The following is a 19,648-nucleotide window of genomic DNA, read 5'->3' on the forward strand; positions in this document are numbered from 1 at the left end:
CCGACCGCGCTGTCCCCGCCTGCGCCTACAGACGCAGTGCGTATCCTCGGCGCCCGGTGGAAGCCCGTCGTGACTGCTCCACCCGCCGGCGGGGGAGTCGGGGGCCGCTTCGGTCAGAGGCGGCCCCCTCACGGGCTGGGTCGTCGTCGACTCGCTGTACGACGGCCTGGCCATGGGCGGCGTACGGATGACCACCTGGGTCACGGAGGAGGAGGTCGCCGGTCTCGCCCGGGACATGACCCACCGGGTCTATCGTGCGTCGGCTCCTTCAACTCACCTTCCAGCAAGTCGAGTTCGCGGTCGCGTCCGACGAAGGCCACCGGCGTGAAGTGCCGGTCGGGGGTCGGTGCCCAGCACCTCCACCAGGCGTCCCGGGGCCGTCTGATAGTGCGTCAGGGCGTCGGCGATGAGCCCGCCGCGGTACAAGGCGAGCGTGAGCCGGCCCGCAACGCGCTCGAGCGAGTGAGGGACGTGCCATTTCCTGTGAGTCGTTCTGACGTTGTTCTGACTAATCGATAGCCATCATGGATATGGAATATCGACTGGTGCCATCAACCCGGTGTGGTGCTGTGCCGGCCGGATCGAGCTCGCACGCCCGGCCCGGCAGGCAGATGCGTGGCAACAGCAGGCGCCAGAACGAGGTGAGCGTCTGCCGGGACAGTCGGCGGTCGTTGCTCCGGCCGAGCGCCTCGAACCCCACGGCGGCGGCCATCACCGTGATGCAGAGGCAACTCCGATTTCCGGGTGGGCTCCTGGCCGAGAAGGAAGCCCGCGCGCGCGACGACGTTCTCTCTCAGCGGCGCGGCGATGGCGTGCGAGGAGTCGATGAGCGCCTGGAAGCTGCCCTGCGCGGCGGGCCGCGCGGTTCGGCAGGTCGCCCGCAGCCGCTTGGGGCTGCATGTGCGGCTCCTCGGAGAAAGGTCAAGGGAAGGTAAAAGAGACGGGTGGTAACAGGCCATCCGTGCCGTTAGCTTGCTCCTCCGTCGGGCCAACCTGTGGATCGGGTGGTCCGTTTTCGGCGCCTTGTGACCTGCAATGCTGGGTGATTTATCAGTTCTATACTTAATTGCCCGTCAGGATGGGCGGCAACTGAGGAACTTCCTCAGTTGCGCACTTCCTTTCGGGCTGCATTGAAAACAAGACGTCTGGTTTGTAATCTCCCGCGTCGATGTAACACGTAGCCAGCGGGGAAGGTGTCAGCGATATGACATTTGGCGACCACGGACAGCAGGCGCCCACGCACGAGGCGGACCGCCCAAGAGTCAGCGCTGCCGAGCCGCCGCTTTCGGAGGTGCACCACGTCCCGGTCGCTTCGCTTCTGCCCGGGGACTCGCCTCGCCGCAAGACGCAGGACGAGGAGCACGTGCGTCTGCTGGCGGAGTCCGACGCGGACCTGCCGCCTCTCGTCGTACACCGTGCCACGATGCAGATCGTCGACGGGCTGCACCGCCTGAAAGCCGCGGTCGTGCGCGGCGAGACAGAGGTCGCGGTCCGGTTCTTCGACGGGCCCGTGGAGGACGCCTTCGTCCTCGCCGTCGAGGCGAACGTTCGGCACGGTCTGCCGCTCTCCCTCGCCGAACGCAGGGCCGCGGCCATCCGCATCCTCGGCTCGCACCCCGGATGGTCCGACCGGTCCATCGCCCTGGTCACCGGGCTGACGTCCAAGACCGTGGGCGCCCAGCGCAAGAAGCTCGGCGGTGTCGGCGAGGCCGCCACCCGGATCGGGCGGGACGGCCGGGCGCGCCCGCTGAACAGCGCGGAGGGCCGTCGTATCGCCGGACAGCTCATCCTCGAGTCCCCACACGCCTCGCTGCGTGCCATCGCGAAGCAGGCCGGCGTCTCACCGGGCACCGTCCGCGACGTCCGCGCCCGCCTCGACCGGGGCGAGGACATCGTGCCCGACCGCCGGCGCGGCGAGAAGCCCCCCGCGCCGCTGGCTGCGGAGGCCGCATCGTGGCTGGAGCCGCGACGGGCCGGGTTACCGGACTGGGCGGCGGACGACCGTCCGGAGTGCCCCGCGGACGACTTCGACCGCGTCGACATTTTCCGCAGCATGTGCCGTGACCCCTCGCTGCGGCTGAGCGAGGACGGCAGGCAACTGCTGCGCATGATGGAGATGCACGTCCTGCACCCGCAACGCTGGGACAATATCGCCCGATCGGTCCCGCGCCATCGCGCGGAGGTCATCTCGGCGCTGGCCATGGAGTGCGCTTTGCAGTGGCAGCGCTTCGCCGCCCGCGTCGAGGCCGACGAGGTGGCCGTGGTCCCCGCGGCCTGAGGCCCCGCCCGCACCGTCGTGCCCCGGCAGGCCGGCATGCCGGCCGCCGGCCTTCCTTGGACGGGCCGCCCGTTGGGAATGTTTCGCGTCCGGCTGATCAGGACGCTGCTGGGAGAGGCTGGGCCCGTCCGTACGCCTCGCTCTGCGGCCGCTCTCCGTGAACAGGGCCTCGCCCTCGGGCCGGCCGGGGGATGGGGAGGGCGCGGCGGCAGGAGTTCCTGGCCGGGCGGTGGGTGCTGCGGCGGGCGCTGCGGGCCGTTGGGTGCTGTGCGGCCGCTATCCGGTACGAGGGGCGGCGGCCGAGGGTGCCTGACGGTGCCGTCGCCCCGCTGAGCCACTCCCGTGGGTGGCGCTCGCCCTCGCCGGGGAGTGGGCCGCCTTCCGTACGGTGGGAGTCGATCTGGAGCCGCGTCAACTACCTCTCGAAACCGCCCATCTGGTGCTGTCGCCCGAGGAACTGACGTGGCTCGGCCGATTGAATTCCCTGTGCAACCGGGAAATAGGCCCCGCAAACACGGTAGTTCGCACAATCACTGAAAGGGCTAGGCTGCCGGAAGTTTTTCGCCCGGACTTCCGATCCGGACCAGTCAGGTGCACTCGTGTTTTCCAGCCGAGCGTTTTCCACTTGAGTGCGGATTGGAATCTTCATCCCATGCCAGAAATGCAAGCCGTCGGAAAGGCACACTCGTGATGGGCCCGCTCATGGGGGGGTGCTGAACCTGGAGGAAATCGGTCCGTTCCTCTTCCGCGGAAGGAGGCCCGTGGCGTCCCCGCCCCGCGTCTTCGGCGGTCAACTACTCGCGCAGGCCCTCCTGCGCGGCGGGGCCCGGGCCGACCCCTCCTCTTCGACGTGCAGCGACTGCACAACGGCTGGTCGTCCGGTGTGCGGCAGGTGACGGTGCGTGGCGCGGCCCCGGACGCCCTGCGTGGCGCGGAGTTCTTCACCGGGCACGAGGGGCTGCTACTGGACTATGAGGACGCCATGACCCGCATCGACCGGCGCACCGGACTGCCGTACGCCGGCAGCGGCCGTTTCCTGTGGATCGGGGAGCGCACCCGCGACCTGGCGGAGCGCACGTCGAGTACTTCTCCCGCGTCCGCAAATCCGTCGGGGTCAAGCTCGGGCCGACCGTCACCGCCGACGAGGCCCTCGCGTACGCCGACCGGCTCAACCCGGCAACCTGCCGGGCCGTCTGACGTTCGTGACCCGCATGGGCGCGGAACGCATCCGCGACCTGCTGCCCGCCCTGGTGGAGAAGGTGACGGCCAACGGCGTCGCCGTGACCTGGGTGTGCGATCCGATGCACGGCAACACCTTCGAGGCCGCCGGCGGCCACAAGACCCGCCGCTTCGACGACATCCTGGACGAGGTCCGCGGCTTCTTCCAGGTGCACCGGACGCCGGGCACGCACGCCGGCGGCGTCCACGTGGAGTTCACCGGCGACGACGTCACAGAGTGCCTGGGTGGTGGCGACGGGTTGTTCGTCCGGGACCTGCACCGACGGTACGAGACGGCGTGCGACCCGCGCCTGAACCACCGCCAGTCGCTGGAACTGGCCTTCCTCCTGGCCCAGATGCTCAGGGGCTGAGCCGTGCCGCTGTGCAACCGAGGAAAATCCCCGCTTGCTCGGCTGCGTCTCTTTCCATTTCGGTGACCGCCTGCACAACCGCCTTGTTCAACTGCCTTGTTCAACTGCGGTCGGCCGTTTGATTTCAGACGGTCGACCGCAGTTGACGTCCCGTTCCCCTGCTGTTTCCCTTGGCTGCTCGTGACGGAAAGGCATCTGAAATGACTGAGAGCGCGGGTTCGCCGTCTTTCGTGGCGGGAGGCGCCGAATTGCCCTTCAATCCCGCCGATGGGGCCTTCCAGGCCGACCCGTTTCCCGCGTACGGCAGGCTCCGGGACCAGTTCCCGGTGCTGCGCGGCCCGCTCGGCGCGTTTCTGGTGAGCCGCTACGAGGACTGCGAACTCCTCCTGCGGGACCGACGTATGGGAAAGGACTTCGCCAACTCCAAGTTCTTCCAGCAGATCATGGGCGAGGCCGGGGACAACCCGCCGCCCTTCCTGGGCCTCGGCCTGGACGACTGGGACGCCAAGCTGTTCATGCTGACCGATCCGCCGGAGCACACCCGGCTGCGCGGTCTGGTGTCCCAGGCCTTCACTCCGGCCATGATCAAGGACCTGCGCGTCTCGGTCGCCGCCACCGTGGAGGAGCTGCTCGGCGAACTGCCCGAGCGCTTCGACCTCATGGAGCGGCTGGCCACCCCGATGCCGATCCGCGTGCTCGGCACGATGCTGGGTATCCCGGCCGAGGAGCAGGCGCAGTTCACCCGGTGGTCGGTCGAGATCGCCGGGCTGCTGGACCTGGACGTCGCGCTGCCTCCCGAGGTCGCCGAGGCCCGCCGTACCGCCGTCGCCGCGTGCACCTCGTACTTCCTGAAGCTGGCCGAGGAGCGCGCCGACGGCGACGGCCAGGACCTCGTCTCCCAACTGGTCCGGGCCCGCGACCAGGGCAGCATGCTGACCACCCAGGAGATCGCCGCAACCTGTGTGCTGCTGGTGGTCGCCGCGCAGGAGACCTTCTCCAACCTGTTGGGCAACGCCGCCGTCGTCTTCGCCCGGCAGCCGAAGGCGTTCACCCGGCTCGCCGAGCAGCCGGAGACGACGGACGCCACGCTCGACGAGGTCATGCGGCTGGAGCCGCCGGCCCATCAGGTCGGCCGTATCGCCCTGGAACGCATGGAGCTGCACGGCCATGTCATCGAGCCGGGCGACGCGGTGATCCTGTTGGTCGCCTCTGCCAACCGGGACGAGCGGGTCTTCCCCGAGCCCGACACCCTGGACATCGAGCGGAAGGGCCCGAATCACCTGTCGTTCGGTCGGGGGATCCACTACTGCCTGGGCGCCCCGCTGGCCACGATGATGGCCGAAGAGGCCCTGCGCGGCCTGACGGCGCGCATCACCTCGCTCGCCCTGGCCGAGGAGACCGTCGCGTACAAGCCCGGCATGGGACTGCGCGGTCCGGCGCGCCTGCCGGTCATGGTGCGGAAGCGGGTGAGTTGACGTGGGCCCACCACTGACCGCCCGGGCCCACCGCACGGGGCGGCCGACCGCGGGCCGGGCGCTGCTGCTCCTGTTGCGCAGCTGCAGCGTCCGCTTCACCGCCTACTACTGGGTGGGCTTCGCCGTCGGCCTCGCCGCGTGCGGTCGCCTCGGTGTGGGCCTGGCTCTCCTCGGCGTGCCCATGTGGCTGGCCTACTGCCTGGGCACCGAGTCGGTGAACCGCATCGCGGACCGGGCGGCCGACGAGGTCAACCGGCCCGAACGCACCCGGTTGTGCGAGGAGTTCGGATGGTCTCGGCTCACCGCGGTGGCCGTGCTGTCCTGGGGGGTGTTCGTGCTCATCGGCGCGGCCCTGACCTGGTGGCACCCCGGCCTAGGCCTACCCGCCCTGCTGCTCGTCGACATCGGGGTGGCGATCGGCTACTCGATCGGCCCGGCCTTCAAACGCCACCGCGTGCTGTCCCTGCTCGCGCTGACCGCGCCCCTCATCACGCCGCTGCTCACGGGCTGGGCGGTGTACGGCGGGCGGGACGTCCTGCTGTCGCCGGTGCTGCCGGCCGTCTCCGTGCTCGCCGCCTTCAGCCTGGGCCTGTCCGGCATCAAGGACATCACCGACGTCGAGGGCGACCGGCGGCTGGGCTATTCCAGCCTGTGGCTCGCGCTGGCCAGGATCGGCCGGGGCGCCGCCGTGTACGCCTTCATCGGGGCACCGTTCCTCCTGCTGGCGCTCTACGTCGCCCTGGGCCACCTGCCGGCGTCCGCCCTGGCGTCCCTTCCGCTCGTGGTGGTGTCGGTGCTCGTGGTCGCCGCCGCGTCCCGGGCCCATGCCGCGCCCGACCGCGAGGCGGCCCGTGAGGTGATGCACCAGTACACCTTCTACTTCCTGGCGCTGTGCCTGCTGGCCTGCGCCCCGACTCGGGCCACGGCCGTCGCGGTCACCGCGGGCGTCGCCTACTGGCTCGTGGCGAGCAAGGCCCTGCACTGGTCCGGCGGCCTGACGCTGACCCAACTGCGCCGCTGGGTCCGGCTGTTGATCCCGGCTTCCACCGTCAAGGAGCACTCATGAACGAGACCGACATCCGCGCCGTGGTCACTGACGTCGTCGCGAGCGTCCTGACCCTGCCCGCCGAGGAGGTGTCCCCGCGGGCGCGTTTCTACGACGATCTCGGCGGCGACTCGCTGCAGAAGCTGGAGATAGTCGCCCACCTCGAGGCTCGGTTCACCTGCTCGCTCACGCACGAGCAGGTCGCCGTCAGCGACACAGTCGAGGACTTCACCCGTCAGGTCGCCCAACATGTTTCGTGACGCCCGAGGCCGCCACCGTGTCGTGGTGACGGGCATGGGGCTCGCCACACCGCTCGGGACCGACGTCGAGGAGTTCTGGCACAACGTCACCGTCGGCACGGTCGCCACCGCACCCGTCACCCGTTTCCCCACCGACGGCTACCCCACCCACCACGCCGCCGAGGTCAGTGACCCGTCTCTGACGGCCCCGCTGACCCCGGACGGCCGCCGCACCCCACGCTCCCTGCGCTACGTCCACCACTCGGTCGAGGCCGCCCTGCGCGACGCCAAGCTGCTGGACCACCATGGCCTGGAGCGGACCGGGATCGTCGTGGGAACGGTCATGGGCACCCGCCCGCACCTGGAGGAACTGCGCCGCCAGGGCCGCCCTCTCGACGCCGACCCGGCCTGGGACTCACCGCAGATACTGGCCCAGGAACCCGGGCGCGCCTTCGGTCTGCGCGGCCCGCTGCATGTCGTCGCGGCCGGCTGCGCGGCGGGCAACACCGCCTTGGCGATGGCCGCCGACTGCATTCGCTTCGGACAGGCCGACGCCATGGTGGCCGGCGGCGTGGACGAGCTCTCGGAAGCCGTGTTCCGGCTCTTCACCACGCTGCGTGCGCTCGCCGCCGACGTCGTACGGCCCTTCGACCGCGACCGGCGCGGAATGATGCCCTCCGAAGGCGCGGGCATCCTCGTGCTGGAGTCCCTGGACCACGCCGTACGGCGTGGCGCCACCGTCCTTGCCGAATTGCCGGGCTACGCGCTCGCGGCCGACGCCCACCACATGACGGCCCCGCACCCACAAGGGCTCGGCATGCTGCGCTGCGTGGAGGAGAGCCTCGCGCAGGCCGGGATCGACCCGCGCGATGTCGACTACGTCAGTGCGCACGGGACCGGCACCCCAGCCAACGACTCCCTGGAAGCGGCCTGTCTGTCCGAGTACTTCGGGCCCCGGGGCGCCCGGCCTGCCGTGTCGTCCATCAAGGGCATGCTCGGCCACTCCCAGGGCGGGGCCAGTGCCGTGGAGGCCATCGCCTGCGTCCTCGCCATCCAGCGAGGCCGCGTCCCCGGCAACCCCACGCTGCGGGAGGTCGACGACAGCTGCGCGGGCGTGGACATCGTCCGGGGGCCCGCGCGGGACATGCCCGTGCGGGTCGCCCTCAGCAACGCCTTCGGGTTCGGCGGGAACACCTCGGCGATCGTGCTCGCCCGGTACTCCGGCTGAGGCTCCGACGCTCTCGCCAACTCGTCATACCTGCCTAAGGGATTGATGTGCGTACACCGAATCCGTCACTGCCCCCGACCGGCGCCGCGGTCACCGCTGCCGGAGCGGTGACCGCTTCCGGCACCTCGGTCGCCGAGCTCTTCGAGGATCTGCTGGCCGGCCGGCGCCCCTTCACCACCCGGAGCATCCCGCTCGTCAGCAACCCCCTTCCGGCCGCCGCCCACTCGGAACCGGGGGAGACGGACGACACCGAGGTGTTCGCGGCCCACGTCCAGACCCCGCTCGACCTCACCGACCTGGTCGGCGCCCGCGCGGCCCGGGCCATGAGCCGCGACGGCCGCCTCCTGCTGTACGCCGCGCACGCCGCCGGAGCCGGCCTGGGCACGGGCGCGGACCCCGACCGTACGGGCGTGGTCCTGGGCACCCTGCGCGCCGGCCGTAACGAGTACCTCGCCATCCACAACGCTTCCCAGGTCGTCGGCGGACCGGTCAACCCCGTGTGGGGCCCGCAGTCCGGCTACAACGCCCCGGCCGCCCAGCTGTCCATCCACCTGCCCGCCCGGGGGCCGAACCTGACCCTGTCCTCCGGGGCGACGGCCGGCCTGGACGCGGTGGCCGTGGGCGTCCAGCAGGTGACCTCGAGTGTCTGCGACACCGTCGTCGCCGGGGGCGTGGACACCCTGTCGCCCGCCGTGCCCGGCACAAACGGCGCCGGGGCGGACGACGTGCCGGAAGGAGAGGCGGCGGCCGTCGTCGTCCTGCGGGACGAGCACACCGCCGACCGCGTCCTCGCCCGGGTGCTGGGCACCGGCCGTGCCACCGCCGCAGGCGCCGACGGCGACACCGACGCGGACGTGATGCGGGAGCTGGTCCGGGCCGCTGACACGGCAATCCGCGACGCGCTGCGCGCGGCCGGTCGGCTCCCGGCCGACGTGGGTTTCGCCGTCACCGTCCGGGGCGGCGACCGGGCCGTCGAGGGCCCGGGACACGTCGCGTTGCAGGCCGCGTTCGGCCCCAAGGTGCCCGTCTGCGACGCCACGGCGACCACCGGACGCACCGGCGGCGCCGACGGGGCGCTGGCCGTGGTCGTGGCCGTGGAGGCGCTCGCCCGCGGTGTCGTGCCGTCGGACCAGGACCGCGGCGCGCCTGTGGCCCCGGTGGGACCGCTCGCGCTGTGCCTGGGCGTGGACCCGGGCGGAAGTGCCACCGCCGTGCTGCTCGCCCCACCGACCCCGAATCTCAAGGAGGCCACGTGAACACACAGGACATGGCGGTGAACGCCGCCTGGTGGTACCTGGACCGTCATCTGAGCGACGACGCCGGTGACCGGGTCTGCCTGGTCACCGAGGAGAGCGAGCTGACCTACCGTCAGCTGCACGCGCGGGTCTGCGGCACGGCCGGCGCCCTGGCCGAGGCCGGTGCGGGCCCCGGCCAACGCGTGGTGATCGTGCTGCGGGACGGCCTCGACGCGGTGGCGTGCGCGCTCGCCGCGATGCGGCTGGGCGCCGTCCCCGTCCCGGTGAGCCCGATGCTGCCGGTCGACGACCAGCGGTACGTCGTGGCCGATTGCCGCCCCCATGTGGTCGTCGTGGAGGACGCCGAGGGCGAACTGGCACGGGAGCTGACCGCCCGGTCCCCGGAGGTGACCGTGTGGAGCGCCGGACCGGGCGCCGGGCCGGTCACCAGCATGGTCGCGGCCGTCGCCGGGGCCACGCCCCTGGAGACGGTGTGCGCACGCGACGGCGCGGATCCCGCACTGATCCAGTACACCTCCGGCAGCACCGGCCGCCCGAAGGGCGTGGTGCACCTGCACCGGGGCCTGCTGGCCTTCCCGCAAGGCTTCGGCCGGCACCTGGGGATCACCCGCGAGGATCGCGTGCTGTCCACGGCGAAGCTGCCGTTCGGCTACGGCTTCGGCAACTCCCTGCTGCTGCCCTTCTCGGTCGGCGCCAGCGCCGTACTGTTCGCCGGCCGGTCCGAACCGCACGCCGTGGCCGCCCTGTTGGCCCGCACCCGGCCGACGCTGCTGTTCGCCGTGCCGACGCTGTACGCGGCCTTGCTGTCCATGCCCGAGGCCGCCCGGCGCCTCGACTTCTCCTCCGTACGCCTCGCCGTGTCGGCCGGGGAGCACCTGGGCCCTCAGCTGAGCACCCGGCTCACGGAGACCTTCGGACTCACCGTCGTCAACGGCCTCGGCTCCACCGAGTGCCTGCACATCTTCCTGGCGACCGTGCCCGGGGTCTCCCCGGCCGGCAGCACCGGGGTGCCCGTACCAGGCTTCGCGGCCGAGGTCTGCGACGACGACGGGCGCGCGTTGGAGGCGGGAGGCATCGGCCATCTGCGGGTGCGCGGCCCGAGCGTCGCCGACCGCTACTGGAACCGCCCGGACCTCACCGCCGAGACCTTCCGGGACGGCTGGGTGCACACCGGCGACACCATGACGTACGACCCCACCCACGGGTGGGCCTACCTCGGCCGCTCCGACAACATCCTCAACGTCGGCGGCATGAAGATCCTCCCCACCGAGGTGGAGGACGCGATCCTCGCCGTCCCCGGCGTCGACTCCTGCGCGGTGGTCGGTGTGCCCGACGAGGACGACGTCGTCCGCATCGTGGCCCACGTGGTGCCCGAGGACGGCGTCGGTGAGGCGCTGAGAGGACAGGTGCTGGCAGCGCTGCGCCGCAGCTTGCCGCCCTTCAAACGCCCGCACATCGTCCGTCTGGCCGACGCCCTGCCCACCACGTCCACCGGGAAGACGGCCCGATTCCTCATACGGCAGCGGGAGATGGAACGACAGCGATGACAGGCACACAGACGAGAGAGCCAGGCATGAGGGAGGCGCAGACATGAGAGGCGGTCCCGAACGCGTCGTACTGAAGGAGGGGCGCGGCTTCCATCTGATCTGCCTGCCCTTCGCGGGCGGCTCGGCACGCTCGTTCGTCCGGCTGGCCCGGTACACCCCGCCCGACTGGCAGGTCACCGCCGTCCAGCCGCCGGCGGGGTCCGCCCACGGGGCCGCCGGCCTCGACGGTCTGGCCTCCTTCTACCTCGGCCTGCTGGCGGAAGACCTGCGGGTGCCGGGCCTGGTGCTCGGGCACAGCCTGGGTGCCGCGGTGGCCCACCGCATGGCCCAGCTGCGCTCACTGCCGTCCGAGGGCCCGCACCTGGTACTGTCCGCCCCGCCGCGCCCTCACCATTCCCCGGCCGCGCTGCTGGGCCTGGACGACCGCGCGCTGTTCCGGGAGGCCACGCGCCAGGGCATGCTGCCCGACCTGGACGTGGCCGAGGACTTCGCGCTGCGGTTCCTGCTTCCCAACCTCCGCCACGACCTTGGTTACCTGGGCGAGCGGGGCTGGACGCCCGAGCCGCTCGACACCCCGCCGCACCTGCTCGGCGGGACCGAGGACGTGGCCTGCCCGCCCGCCGACCTGGCGCGGCTGGGCGACGCGCTCGCGCCCCGGTCGGTCCGGCTGGTGGAGGGCGGGCACATGTACGTCCTCGAACGGCCCGCCGAGACCGCGCGGGCACTGGTCGAGATCAGCCAACAGGACGCGGTGCGGCCCGATGTGGCGGCCGCCGCGGGATGACCCACGTGCCGCCGCGGTGTGCAAGTTGCGGTCCTGTCCGAGCGGCGGACCGGCTTTGTACGCTGCCACCCGCGCCACCCGCGCAGTCCGGAGCCGCCACAGCGTCGCCTCGTACGGCTGTGCCCGACGTACCGCGTCGAAGCCGAGCGGCCGCGGCGGACGGTCCGTGGACCGTCCCCCCTCAGCGCCCGAGCCGACGGCCGCGGGTGGAAGAACCATGGTTGACATCCTTGCTAGGAGAGCCGAGTGAGTAACGACAAGGGAAGTGCGGCACCGCTCGTGGTATCGCTCGACGACCCCCGGGCGCTGGATCGCGCCGAGGTCGGCGCGAAGGCCGCCGTACTGGCCCAGATGCGCCGGGCCGGCTTCCCCGTACCCGACGGATTCGTCTTCACGGCACGGGCGATGGTCCGGCACGTGGGGGAGCTCGGTGAGGTGACCGCCGACACGGTCCGCGAACGCCCGCTCGACGACGGCACCCGCGCCGCGGTCGAGGAGGTGGCCCACAACCTCAGCGGCTCCCTCGCGGTCCGGTCCTCCGGCATCGACGAGGACGGCACCCACGCCTCCCACGCCGGGCAGTACACGACGATCCTCGACGTCGAAGGGGCGGAGGACCTCGACGCGGCCGTCCGTGAATGCTGGGCCTCCGGCTTCTCCACGGTGGTGCGCGGCTACCGCGAGGCCACCGGAGCGGAGGGCGACGCGCCGCTCGCCGTCCTGGTGCAGAAGCTGGTGCCCGCCGAGACCGCGGGGGTGGCCTTCACCGTCAACCCCGTGACCGGCTCCCGCGACGAGGTCCTGGTCAGTGCCGTCCGCGGTATCGGCGAGCAGCTGGTCTCCGGCGAGGTCTCCCCCGACGACTGGACCGTTCCCGCGGGCGGGGGCGGCGAGCCGGTGAACACTGCCGGGCGGCACGGCGCGCTGACGGCCGCACAGGCGCAGGAGATCGCCACGCTGGCGGAGCGGGTCGCCGAGGTCATGGGTGGCCCGACGGACATCGAGTGGGCCCGTGCCGCCGGCCGCCTCCATCTCCTGCAGGCCCGGCCGGTCACCGCGATCGCCGACGCCGAGCCCGAGCCGGTGCCCATCCGCATCGAGGCGCCCCAGGGCTTCTGGGCCAAGGACACCACCCACGCGCCTCTTCCGCTGCTGCCGATGACCCGGGAGCTGCTGGACTACAACAACACCGTCCTCGAGCAGGTGTGCGCCCAGTTCGGCCTGCTGCTCAAGGGGCTGGCCTTCGCCACCATCGGCGGCTGGCGCTACCAGTGCACCCTGCCGCTGAACCCGGCCGACGCGCCCGCCCGGATCGGCACCTGCGTGGACGCCGTACGTCAGGACCTGACCGGCCAGGTGATCGACGAGTGGCTGCGGGAGATCCGGCCGCGCTTCGCCGACCGCATCGACCGGCTGCGCCGGCCCGACCTGCCCGCGCTGTCCGACCAGGAGCTCGCCGAGCACATCGCCGAGACCCTTGCGCTGCACCGGGACGGCACCGAGGTCCACTTCCGGCTGCTGGGCGCGGTGTCCATCGCGCTGGGCCGGTACGGCCTGTTCACGACGGGCGTGCTGGGCTGGGACCATGGCCGGGTCTTCGAACTGCTCACCGGCCTGTCCACGGAGAGCACGGGACCCGCGCTGGCGATGGCCGAACTGGCCCGCGCCGCCGAGGGGCGCCTCGACGGGCCGGCCGACCTTGCCGCCCTGCGCACCCTGCTGGAGACGGACACGGAGTTCGCCGCCGCGTTCGAGACCTACCGCGCGCAGTACGGCTGCCGTGCGCTCCAGTACGAGCTGGCCCACCCCACCCTGGCGGAGCGGCCCGAGCTGATTCTCTCCCTGCTGCGCGACCAGCTCGCCCAGGACGCCGACCTCGGCGAGGCCGGCGCGTCGGCCGAGCAGGCCCGGCATGAGGCGGTGGCCAAGGCCCACGCGGAACTCGCTGGCCGGCCCGAGGCCGAGCCCTTCGCCACCCTGCTCTCCGGCGCCGAACGCGCCTACCCGGTCCGCGAGGACAACGAGTACTGGACCGTCAGCGCACCCGACGCCCTTCTGCGCTGGGCCGTTCTGGAGGCGGCCGGACGGCTCGTGGAGCGCGGTCTCCTGGAGCGTGCCGAACACGTGTTCTTCCTGGAAGTCCGGGAGGTCTCGCAGGCCCTGCTCGAGGCCCGGGACGTCCGGGAGGTCGTCGCCGAGCGCCGGGGCGAACACCGGTGGGCGCTGCAGAACCCCGGCCCGGCCGGATACGGCGAGCGGCCCGGCCCGCCGCCGTCCATGGACGCGCTGCCGGCCGAGGTCCGCGAGACCATGGGCGGCTTCGCGTGGACGATGCAGCACATGGGCGGCGTCTCTCCCGCGCCCCAGCAGGGCGAGAGCGGTCGGCTGCGCGGTGTGCCGGGTTCGGCAGGACGCTACACCGGGGTGGTCCGTGTCGTGCTCAGCGAGGGCGAGTTCGACAAGATCCGGGCTGGTGACGTCCTGGTCTGCCCGATCACCTCGCCGGTCTGGTCGGTGGTCTTCCCGAGCATCGGCGCGCTGGTGACCGACACGGGCGGTGCGCTGTCGCACGCCGCGATCATCGCACGCGAATACGGCATCCCGGCCGCGCTGGCCACCGGCAACGCCACCGAGGTCCTCAAGGACGGCATGCTCGTCACCGTCGACGGTGTGAGCGGCGTCGTGGAGATCCACGAGCAGTAATCGCCGCCCCGATCAGTGCCCTGCCCCTACATCCCTCGGGGCAGGGCGCTTCTCCGTACGCACCTCTTCGCTCATGCGATCACCGCAGGCGCGGGCGGAGCCGGTCCAGCGCGGCGTCGTCGATGCCGAGGCCGACTTCGTCGTGTGGGAGTCCCGTCCCGTCGGGACGGCACTCGGCCCCGCCGGACGGGTGCCGGCAGGGCCGAGTGGGGTGCCCGGAGCAGTGCCGGGCGGGGGAGGGGTCAGGGGCGGCCGGCGCCCGCCTGCCGTCGTGCCGGTGCGGTCAGCGACGAGACCGCGTTGTCGACGATCCGCCGCCCGGTCCTGCTCTGGGCGCTCATGATCGACTCCGGGTGGAACTGCACGGCGGCCCACCGCCGGTCACGGTGCTCCACGGCCATCGTCACCCCGTCCTCGGTGGCCGCGGTGACCCGCAGCTGCCGGGGCACCGCGTCGACCGGGGCGTACAGCGAGTGGTAGCGGCCCACTTCGAACCGCGTCGGCAGCCCGGCCAGCAGGCGCGTCTCGGGGTCGGTGACCCGTACGGTCGACGGCTTGCCGTGCACCGGGCGCGCCAGCACGTCCAGCGTGCCGCCGCAGTACTCGACCATGCCCTGGAGCCCCAGGCACACGCCGAACACCGAGACACCCAGCCGCTCGGCCTCGGCCAGCGTCTCTGCCATCCCGAAGTCCTCGGGGCGCCCGGGGCCCGGCGACAGCACCAGCAGATCCGGCCGTTGCTCCCGCAGCACAGGCAGATGGCTGCCGCTGCGGAAGGTGATGACCTCCGCGCCCGTCTGCCGCAGATAGTCGGCGAGGCAGTGCGCGAAGGAGTCGCGGTGATCCACCATCAGCACGCGCACACCGGCACCGACACCGCGGTCGCGGACCACTGCCGGGGCGGCGGGCCGTACGGGCTTCTCCTCCAGGACCTCCAGCAGCGCCCGCGCCTTCAGCTCGGTCTCGGCCTCCTCGGCCTCGGGCGAGGAGTCGTACAGCAGCGTCGCCCCCGCCCGCACCGAGGCGACCCCATCCCGGATCTGCACCGTGCGCAGGGTCAGCACGGTGTCGAGGGTGCCGTCGAAGCCCAGCCGCCCCACCGCACCCCCGTACCAGCGCCGCGGCGACCGCTCCTGGCGCTCGATGAAGCCCACGGCCGCCAGCTTCGGCGCGCCGGTGACGGTGACCGCCCACAGGTGCGCGAGGAAGCCGTCCAAGGCGTCCCGGTCGGGCCGCAGCGTGCCCCGGACGCGGTCCACGGTGTGGATGAGCGCCGAGTACATCTCGATGCGCCGGCGATCCACCACCTCCACGGACCCCGGAACGCAGACCCGCGCCTTGTCGTTGCGGTCCACGTCGGTGCACATGGTCAGCTCCGACTCCTCCTTCACGGAACCGAGCAGCTCGCGGACGCGCCGCGCGTCCTCCAGCGCGTCCCGCCCGCGTGCGACGGTGCCGCTGATCGGCGACGTCTCCACCACCAACTGGTCGCCCTCCGCGCTGGGTTCATGCCGCACTCGGACGAACGTCTCCGGGGACGCGCCCACCAGGTACTCCCGTTCGCCTAGGTTCATGAGCAGGCTGTGCGGGGCCGGGTTGCGCCGGCGCAACCGACGGAAGACGTCGGACGGCGGGGTCGGGCAGGCCCGGCGGAAGACCTGGCTCGGCACCACCTCGAACAGGTCCCCCGAGCGGAACAGCGGCATGGCCTTGGCCACCACCTGCGCGTACTCACCGGGAGCGTGGTCGCGCGCCACCGCGGGCCCGCCGGCGACGAACGGCTCCACGGGGGTCGTACGGGTCAGCCCAGCGGTGTCCGCACCCTCGAACGCGAAGTCGTACCGGCGGCGCAGGGCCAGGTCCTGCCGTAGATCCAACTCCCATATGTCGTCCGGGAGATGAAGCACCAGGTCCCGGTCCGCCGCCGGGCGCTCCTGGTGCCGCTCGACCGGGTCCACCTGGAAGATCAGGTCGTACCCGAAAGCGCCGTACAGACCCAGCAGCGGGTCCTCGGGCGCCGACAGGCCGCGCAGGACGGCACGTACGGCGGCGAACACGCCCGCGTTGCGGGTGCGGTCCTCCTCGGCGAAGACACCCTTCGCGGTGCGCGCCCGGCCTCGGAGCGAGGTGTCCTCCGTGCCCTCCTCCAGCCGGAGGCTCGGCGCGAGCATCTCGCGCAGGGCGGGGATCAGAACCCGGCCCCGGTCGTTGAGGGCCCGGACCATCAACTCAGGCCCACGGACGACCAGTTCGAGGGGAGGGTCGACATAGCCGAGCACCCGGTCATGGCCCCGGAAGAGCAGCATGCCCCGCCGATCGTCGAGCGCGGTCTCCAGCCTGGCACGCGCGGCCTGAGCGCTCCCGGCCTGGTCGGCCCGCAGCCTCACCTCCACTCCGGCGCCGGTGGACCACTGAAGATCGACGGGTGCTCCCGTGGGCACACCCAACGTGTCCAGAGCAGACATGCGAACTCACCTTCGGTGCGACGGTATTCCTGATCGGTCGGATCGGTCGGATCGGTCGGCTCGGTCGGATCCGCGGCTCGGCCGGATCCGCGGCTCGGCCGGATCCGCGGCTCGGCGAGGGTGCGAAAAAAGGGGGAACGAACACGGCCCGCCCTCGAAACGGAGAATCGGAAAGGGCGCCGGTCCGGGATCCTGAAGGAGCTCATGATCGTGCGACGCCCTGCCGTTTTCAAGTGCCCCCGAATTGCACGAGGCGAGGCCGTCGGTTCCACAGTCGCACACGCGGTTGACGGAAGGCAGTGGGGAAACAATACGTTCCCTTTTCGTGCCTGCCCGCTGTTCCGAGAGGTGTGGAAGTAAGTGTTCATCCCACTCCGACGAAAGACATCCGGCGCCTGGATCGGGTGATGTCCGCGTGGGGTTCCACAGTTACTGACGCCCACCGCGGACGCAGGCCGCCCGGGTCGTCGCGTTCACGGTGTCGTTGTCACCGCGTCAGAGCGAGCCGCCGTTGCCGTCGGCGGACTCACGAGGACGTGCAACCGCGGAAGTTCCTCCGTTGAGCTCCGGCCCGGGACTGCCCCGGCGCAGTCCCGCACAGCACAGGATCGCGCACACCACCACGGCGATCGGGCCCATCATGGACAGCCGTAACGCTTCTCCCAGTCCTCGGCCGGCGGACAGGGCCTGGACCAGCGCGCCGAACACCGCGCTGCCCAGCACGTTCCCCACCTGCCGGGTCGTGTTGTAGACGCCGGAAGCAGCGCCGGCGAGTGAGCGGTCCAGCTGCCCCAGGGCGAGGTTGGACATGGGGGCGAACACACACCCCAGGCCGACACCGCACACCAGCATGGGAAGCAGCATCGCCCACGCGGAGGTCCCGGGCCGTGCCGTGTACGCTGTCGCGGCCAGCCCGACGACGTACACCCACAGGCCCCGGACCAGCAGGGACTTGCTGTTCTCGGCGTCGGACCGCCGACCGACGACGATGCCGATCACGCCGAAGGCCGCCGACAGGGGTGCGGTCGTCAGTCCGGCGCGCAACGGAGACAGACCCAGCGCCGTCTGGAGGTAGAGGGTCAGCAACAGCAGGCTGCCGGCCATGGCCAAGGTGACCAGGCTCACCACGGCATTGGCCAGGGCGAAGTTGCGGTACGCCAACAGGCCCGCCGGTATCAGCGGGTGGCGGCTGCGCCGCTGCTGGAGCGCGAACAGACCGAGCAGCACCACCGCTGCCGCCAGCACCTCCGGGATCGTCACCGGCCCGACTACGGTTCCCCAGTCGTACCGCTCGCCCTCCAGAAGGCCGAAGGCCAGCGCGAACAGGCTCGCAGAGATGAGCACGACGCCGGGCAGGTCAAGCCCCGTACGCTGCGGGTTCCGCTGACCGGGCACCAGGACGCCGACCAGGACCAGGCAGACCACGCCCACGGGCACGTTGATGAAGAACAGCCACTCCCACCCGTACCGCGTGACGACCAGACCGCCCAGTAGCGGTCCGACGATCGTGGCCAGGCCCGCCACGCCGCTCCACATCCCGTAGGCGGCGCCCCGCCGTTCAGCTGGAAAGAGCAGCGCGATGAAGGCCGTCGTCTGCGGAGTGAGCAGCGCGGCTCCGAGACCTTGCACCGCCCGCGCCGTGATCAGCGAGTCGACGTCCCCGCCCAGCCCGCACCAGGCGGAGGCGGCGGTGAAGACGATGAGCCCCGCGAGATACACACGCTTCTGGCCGAACAGATCCCCCAGCCGGCCGCCGGCCACCAGGAGCGCCGCATACACCAGTACGTAGGCGTTCACCACCCACAGAACCTCGTCGAGGCCGACGTGCAGGTCCTCGAGAATGACCGGTACGGCGATGTTCACAATCGTCGTATCCACCATGATCACGAAGAAGCCGAGGCAGAGCGCGCCGAGCGCCGTCCAGGGGTTTCCAGTGCGGGTCACACGCTCTCCTCGAAGTCGGGGAAATCCTGGGTGCGTCAGCGATGAGCGGTACTCCCGCGCACGCTTTCCCGGAATGTATATCGACAGGCGCAATGGGTGTTCGACTGTGTAACTGCCGAGCTTGTTCACCATTGACGCCGAGTTGAGCGGCTGTTTTCCTGGCCCCTCATACGTGCTGGATTGTTCCGTGCACGGCGTCCGACCATGCCGATCGAGAGGGGATGCTGGAATGCGTGGAATTGAGGATGCACCGGTGTCCGGCACCGCGGTCGATCAATGTCCGGTGCTGCGCGGACCGATGGGTGCCTGTCCGGCGACGCCGTGATCGTCCCGACCGTCCGCCCTGTGAACGCATTCCGACCTACCTGCGCTCGACCAGAGGAGAGGCATGACCCGCGAGGCCGCACACGAGCCCGTTACGCTGCTGGAACTGGTCAGTCCGGACGGGGTCACCATCGGCACCGCGGAGAAGCTCTCCGCCCACCAGGCTCCGGGCAAGCTCCACCGCGCCTTCTCGGTCTTCCTCCTCGACCGGACCGGACGGGTCCTGCTGCAACGCCGTGCCCTGACCAAGTACCACTCGCCGGGCGTGTGGTCCAACACCTGCTGCGGGCACCCCTACCCCGGGGAAGCGCCCGAGGATGCCGCTGCCCGGCGGAGCCGTGAGGAGCTGGGCTTCACTCCGACCCTGCTTGTGCCGGCCGGTACCGTGAGCTACCGCCACCCCGACGACATCTCGGGACTGGTGGAGCAGGAATACAACCACCTCTTCGTCGGCCCGGCCGACCAGCCCGTGAACCCGGATCCGAACGAGGTGGCCGACACACTGTTCGTGAACCGGGACGAGCTGGAGACGCTGTACGAGGAGAAGCCCTTCTCGGCGTGGTTCCGGACGGTGCTGGACGCCGCTCTTCCCGAAATCCGCCGCATCGCGCCGTTCGGCGGATGGTGAACCAGGAGACGATCGCGGAATCCCCCCGCTGCCCGGAGCCACTTCACCAGGCCTGATCTTCACCAACCACCCGCGAACTGGGGCCAGTTGGAGTCGCCTTGGTGGGCCGCTGAGCCGCCGCCCTAGCCACCCTGGACGAACCA

Annotated in this window: 15 protein-coding genes and 2 pseudogenes; 13 read left to right on the top strand and 4 right to left on the bottom strand. The window is 71.4% G+C overall.

Annotated elements, in window-relative coordinates; translation table 11 throughout:
- Positions 1-73: 73 nt before the first annotated feature.
- Positions 74-247, top strand: a pseudogene (locus tag AB0H86_RS26380) (Glu/Leu/Phe/Val dehydrogenase); the annotation flags it as partial.
- Between the two features lie 26 nt (positions 248-273).
- Here AB0H86_RS26380 and AB0H86_RS26385 read toward each other — a convergent pair.
- On the bottom strand, positions 274-513 hold the full coding sequence (locus tag AB0H86_RS26385; protein WP_362443916.1) for a BTAD domain-containing putative transcriptional regulator: 240 nt from the start codon (positions 511-513) through the stop codon (positions 274-276).
- Complete coding sequence (locus AB0H86_RS26390; protein WP_362443568.1) at positions 509-712, bottom strand: hypothetical protein; 204 nt, start codon at positions 710-712, stop codon at positions 509-511. Before AB0H86_RS26390 ends, AB0H86_RS26385 begins: the two co-directional genes overlap by 5 nt.
- Before the next feature lie 492 nt (positions 713-1,204).
- Between AB0H86_RS26390 and AB0H86_RS26395 the strand changes: the two genes are divergently transcribed.
- The 11 genes and pseudogenes from AB0H86_RS26395 to AB0H86_RS26445 all read left to right on the top strand — a co-directional run bounded on the left by AB0H86_RS26395 (position 1,205) and on the right by AB0H86_RS26445 (position 14,144).
- Positions 1,205-2,278: a ParB N-terminal domain-containing protein gene (locus tag AB0H86_RS26395; RefSeq protein WP_362443571.1), complete on the top strand. Its 1,074-nt coding sequence runs from the start codon at positions 1,205-1,207 to the stop codon at positions 2,276-2,278.
- Positions 2,279-2,469: 191 nt separating this feature from the next.
- Positions 2,470-2,739, top strand: a complete 270-nt coding sequence (locus AB0H86_RS26400; protein WP_362443574.1) for a hypothetical protein — start codon at positions 2,470-2,472, stop codon at positions 2,737-2,739.
- A 473-nt stretch (positions 2,740-3,212) separates the two neighbouring features.
- A pseudogene (locus tag AB0H86_RS26405) lies at positions 3,213-3,867 on the top strand (3-deoxy-7-phosphoheptulonate synthase); the annotation flags it as partial.
- Positions 3,868-4,067: 200 nt separating this feature from the next.
- Positions 4,068-5,342 carry a cytochrome P450 gene (locus AB0H86_RS26410; protein ID WP_362443577.1) on the top strand — a complete coding sequence of 425 codons (1,275 nt, stop codon included), beginning with the start codon at positions 4,068-4,070 and terminating at the stop codon, positions 5,340-5,342.
- Between the two features lies 1 nt (position 5,343).
- The gene (locus tag AB0H86_RS26415) at positions 5,344-6,408 is read left to right on the top strand and encodes a UbiA family prenyltransferase (RefSeq protein ID WP_362443580.1); all 1,065 of its coding nucleotides are present in this window, start codon (positions 5,344-5,346) and stop codon (positions 6,406-6,408) included.
- Positions 6,405-6,647 carry an acyl carrier protein gene (locus tag AB0H86_RS26420; RefSeq protein ID WP_362443583.1) on the top strand — a complete coding sequence of 81 codons (243 nt, stop codon included), beginning with the start codon at positions 6,405-6,407 and terminating at the stop codon, positions 6,645-6,647. Before AB0H86_RS26415 ends, AB0H86_RS26420 begins: the two co-directional genes overlap by 4 nt.
- A complete protein-coding gene (locus tag AB0H86_RS26425) occupies positions 6,637-7,854 on the top strand; it encodes a beta-ketoacyl-[acyl-carrier-protein] synthase family protein (protein WP_362443586.1) in 1,218 nt (405 codons plus the stop codon). The genes AB0H86_RS26420 and AB0H86_RS26425 overlap by 11 nt, the downstream gene beginning before the upstream one ends.
- Positions 7,855-7,901: 47 nt before the next feature.
- Positions 7,902-9,110: a beta-ketoacyl synthase N-terminal-like domain-containing protein gene (locus tag AB0H86_RS26430; protein WP_362443589.1), complete on the top strand. Its 1,209-nt coding sequence runs from the start codon at positions 7,902-7,904 to the stop codon at positions 9,108-9,110.
- The gene (locus tag AB0H86_RS26435) at positions 9,107-10,657 is read left to right on the top strand and encodes a benzoate-CoA ligase family protein (RefSeq protein ID WP_362443592.1); all 1,551 of its coding nucleotides are present in this window, start codon (positions 9,107-9,109) and stop codon (positions 10,655-10,657) included. The genes AB0H86_RS26430 and AB0H86_RS26435 overlap by 4 nt, the downstream gene beginning before the upstream one ends.
- A gap of 43 nt (positions 10,658-10,700) precedes the next feature.
- Positions 10,701-11,441, top strand: a complete 741-nt coding sequence (locus tag AB0H86_RS26440) for an alpha/beta fold hydrolase (RefSeq protein WP_362443595.1) — start codon at positions 10,701-10,703, stop codon at positions 11,439-11,441.
- 246 nt (positions 11,442-11,687) lie between these two features.
- On the top strand, positions 11,688-14,144 hold the full coding sequence (locus AB0H86_RS26445) for a PEP/pyruvate-binding domain-containing protein (protein WP_362443598.1): 2,457 nt from the start codon (positions 11,688-11,690) through the stop codon (positions 14,142-14,144).
- 242 nt (positions 14,145-14,386) lie between these two features.
- Here the strand turns inward: AB0H86_RS26445 and AB0H86_RS26450 are convergent, their stop codons facing one another.
- A complete protein-coding gene (locus tag AB0H86_RS26450) occupies positions 14,387-16,609 on the bottom strand; it encodes an anthranilate synthase component I (RefSeq protein WP_362443601.1) in 2,223 nt (740 codons plus the stop codon).
- A gap of 495 nt (positions 16,610-17,104) precedes the next feature.
- Positions 17,105-18,553 carry a DHA2 family efflux MFS transporter permease subunit gene (locus AB0H86_RS26455; RefSeq protein ID WP_362443604.1) on the bottom strand — a complete coding sequence of 483 codons (1,449 nt, stop codon included), beginning with the start codon at positions 18,551-18,553 and terminating at the stop codon, positions 17,105-17,107.
- A gap of 388 nt (positions 18,554-18,941) precedes the next feature.
- On the opposite strand from AB0H86_RS26455, the gene idi reads away from it, so the two are divergent.
- The gene (gene idi, locus AB0H86_RS26460) at positions 18,942-19,505 is read left to right on the top strand and encodes an isopentenyl-diphosphate Delta-isomerase (protein ID WP_362443607.1); all 564 of its coding nucleotides are present in this window, start codon (positions 18,942-18,944) and stop codon (positions 19,503-19,505) included.
- Positions 19,506-19,648: the final 143 nt, after the last annotated feature.

This window comes from Streptomyces sp. NPDC050997, assembly GCF_040660135.1.
GTDB lineage: Bacteria > Actinomycetota > Actinomycetes > Streptomycetales > Streptomycetaceae > Streptomyces.

Excerpts from the sequence above, each read along its gene's own strand:
- AB0H86_RS26410 (WP_362443577.1), top strand. The coding sequence starts at position 4,068 with ATGACTGAGAGCGCGGGTTCGCCGTCTTTCGTGGCGGGAGGCGCCGAA.
- AB0H86_RS26395 (WP_362443571.1), top strand. The coding sequence starts at position 1,205 with ATGACATTTGGCGACCACGGACAGCAGGCGCCCACGCACGAGGCGGAC.
- AB0H86_RS26420 (WP_362443583.1), top strand. The coding sequence starts at position 6,405 with ATGAACGAGACCGACATCCGCGCCGTGGTCACTGACGTCGTCGCGAGC.
- AB0H86_RS26425 (WP_362443586.1), top strand. The coding sequence starts at position 6,637 with ATGTTTCGTGACGCCCGAGGCCGCCACCGTGTCGTGGTGACGGGCATG.
- idi (WP_362443607.1), top strand. The coding sequence starts at position 18,942 with ATGACCCGCGAGGCCGCACACGAGCCCGTTACGCTGCTGGAACTGGTC.
- AB0H86_RS26440 (WP_362443595.1), top strand. The coding sequence starts at position 10,701 with ATGAGAGGCGGTCCCGAACGCGTCGTACTGAAGGAGGGGCGCGGCTTC.
- AB0H86_RS26390 (WP_362443568.1), bottom strand. The coding sequence starts at position 712 with ATGGCCGCCGCCGTGGGGTTCGAGGCGCTCGGCCGGAGCAACGACCGC.
- AB0H86_RS26400 (WP_362443574.1), top strand. The coding sequence starts at position 2,470 with ATGGGGAGGGCGCGGCGGCAGGAGTTCCTGGCCGGGCGGTGGGTGCTG.
- AB0H86_RS26450 (WP_362443601.1), bottom strand. The coding sequence starts at position 16,609 with ATGTCTGCTCTGGACACGTTGGGTGTGCCCACGGGAGCACCCGTCGAT.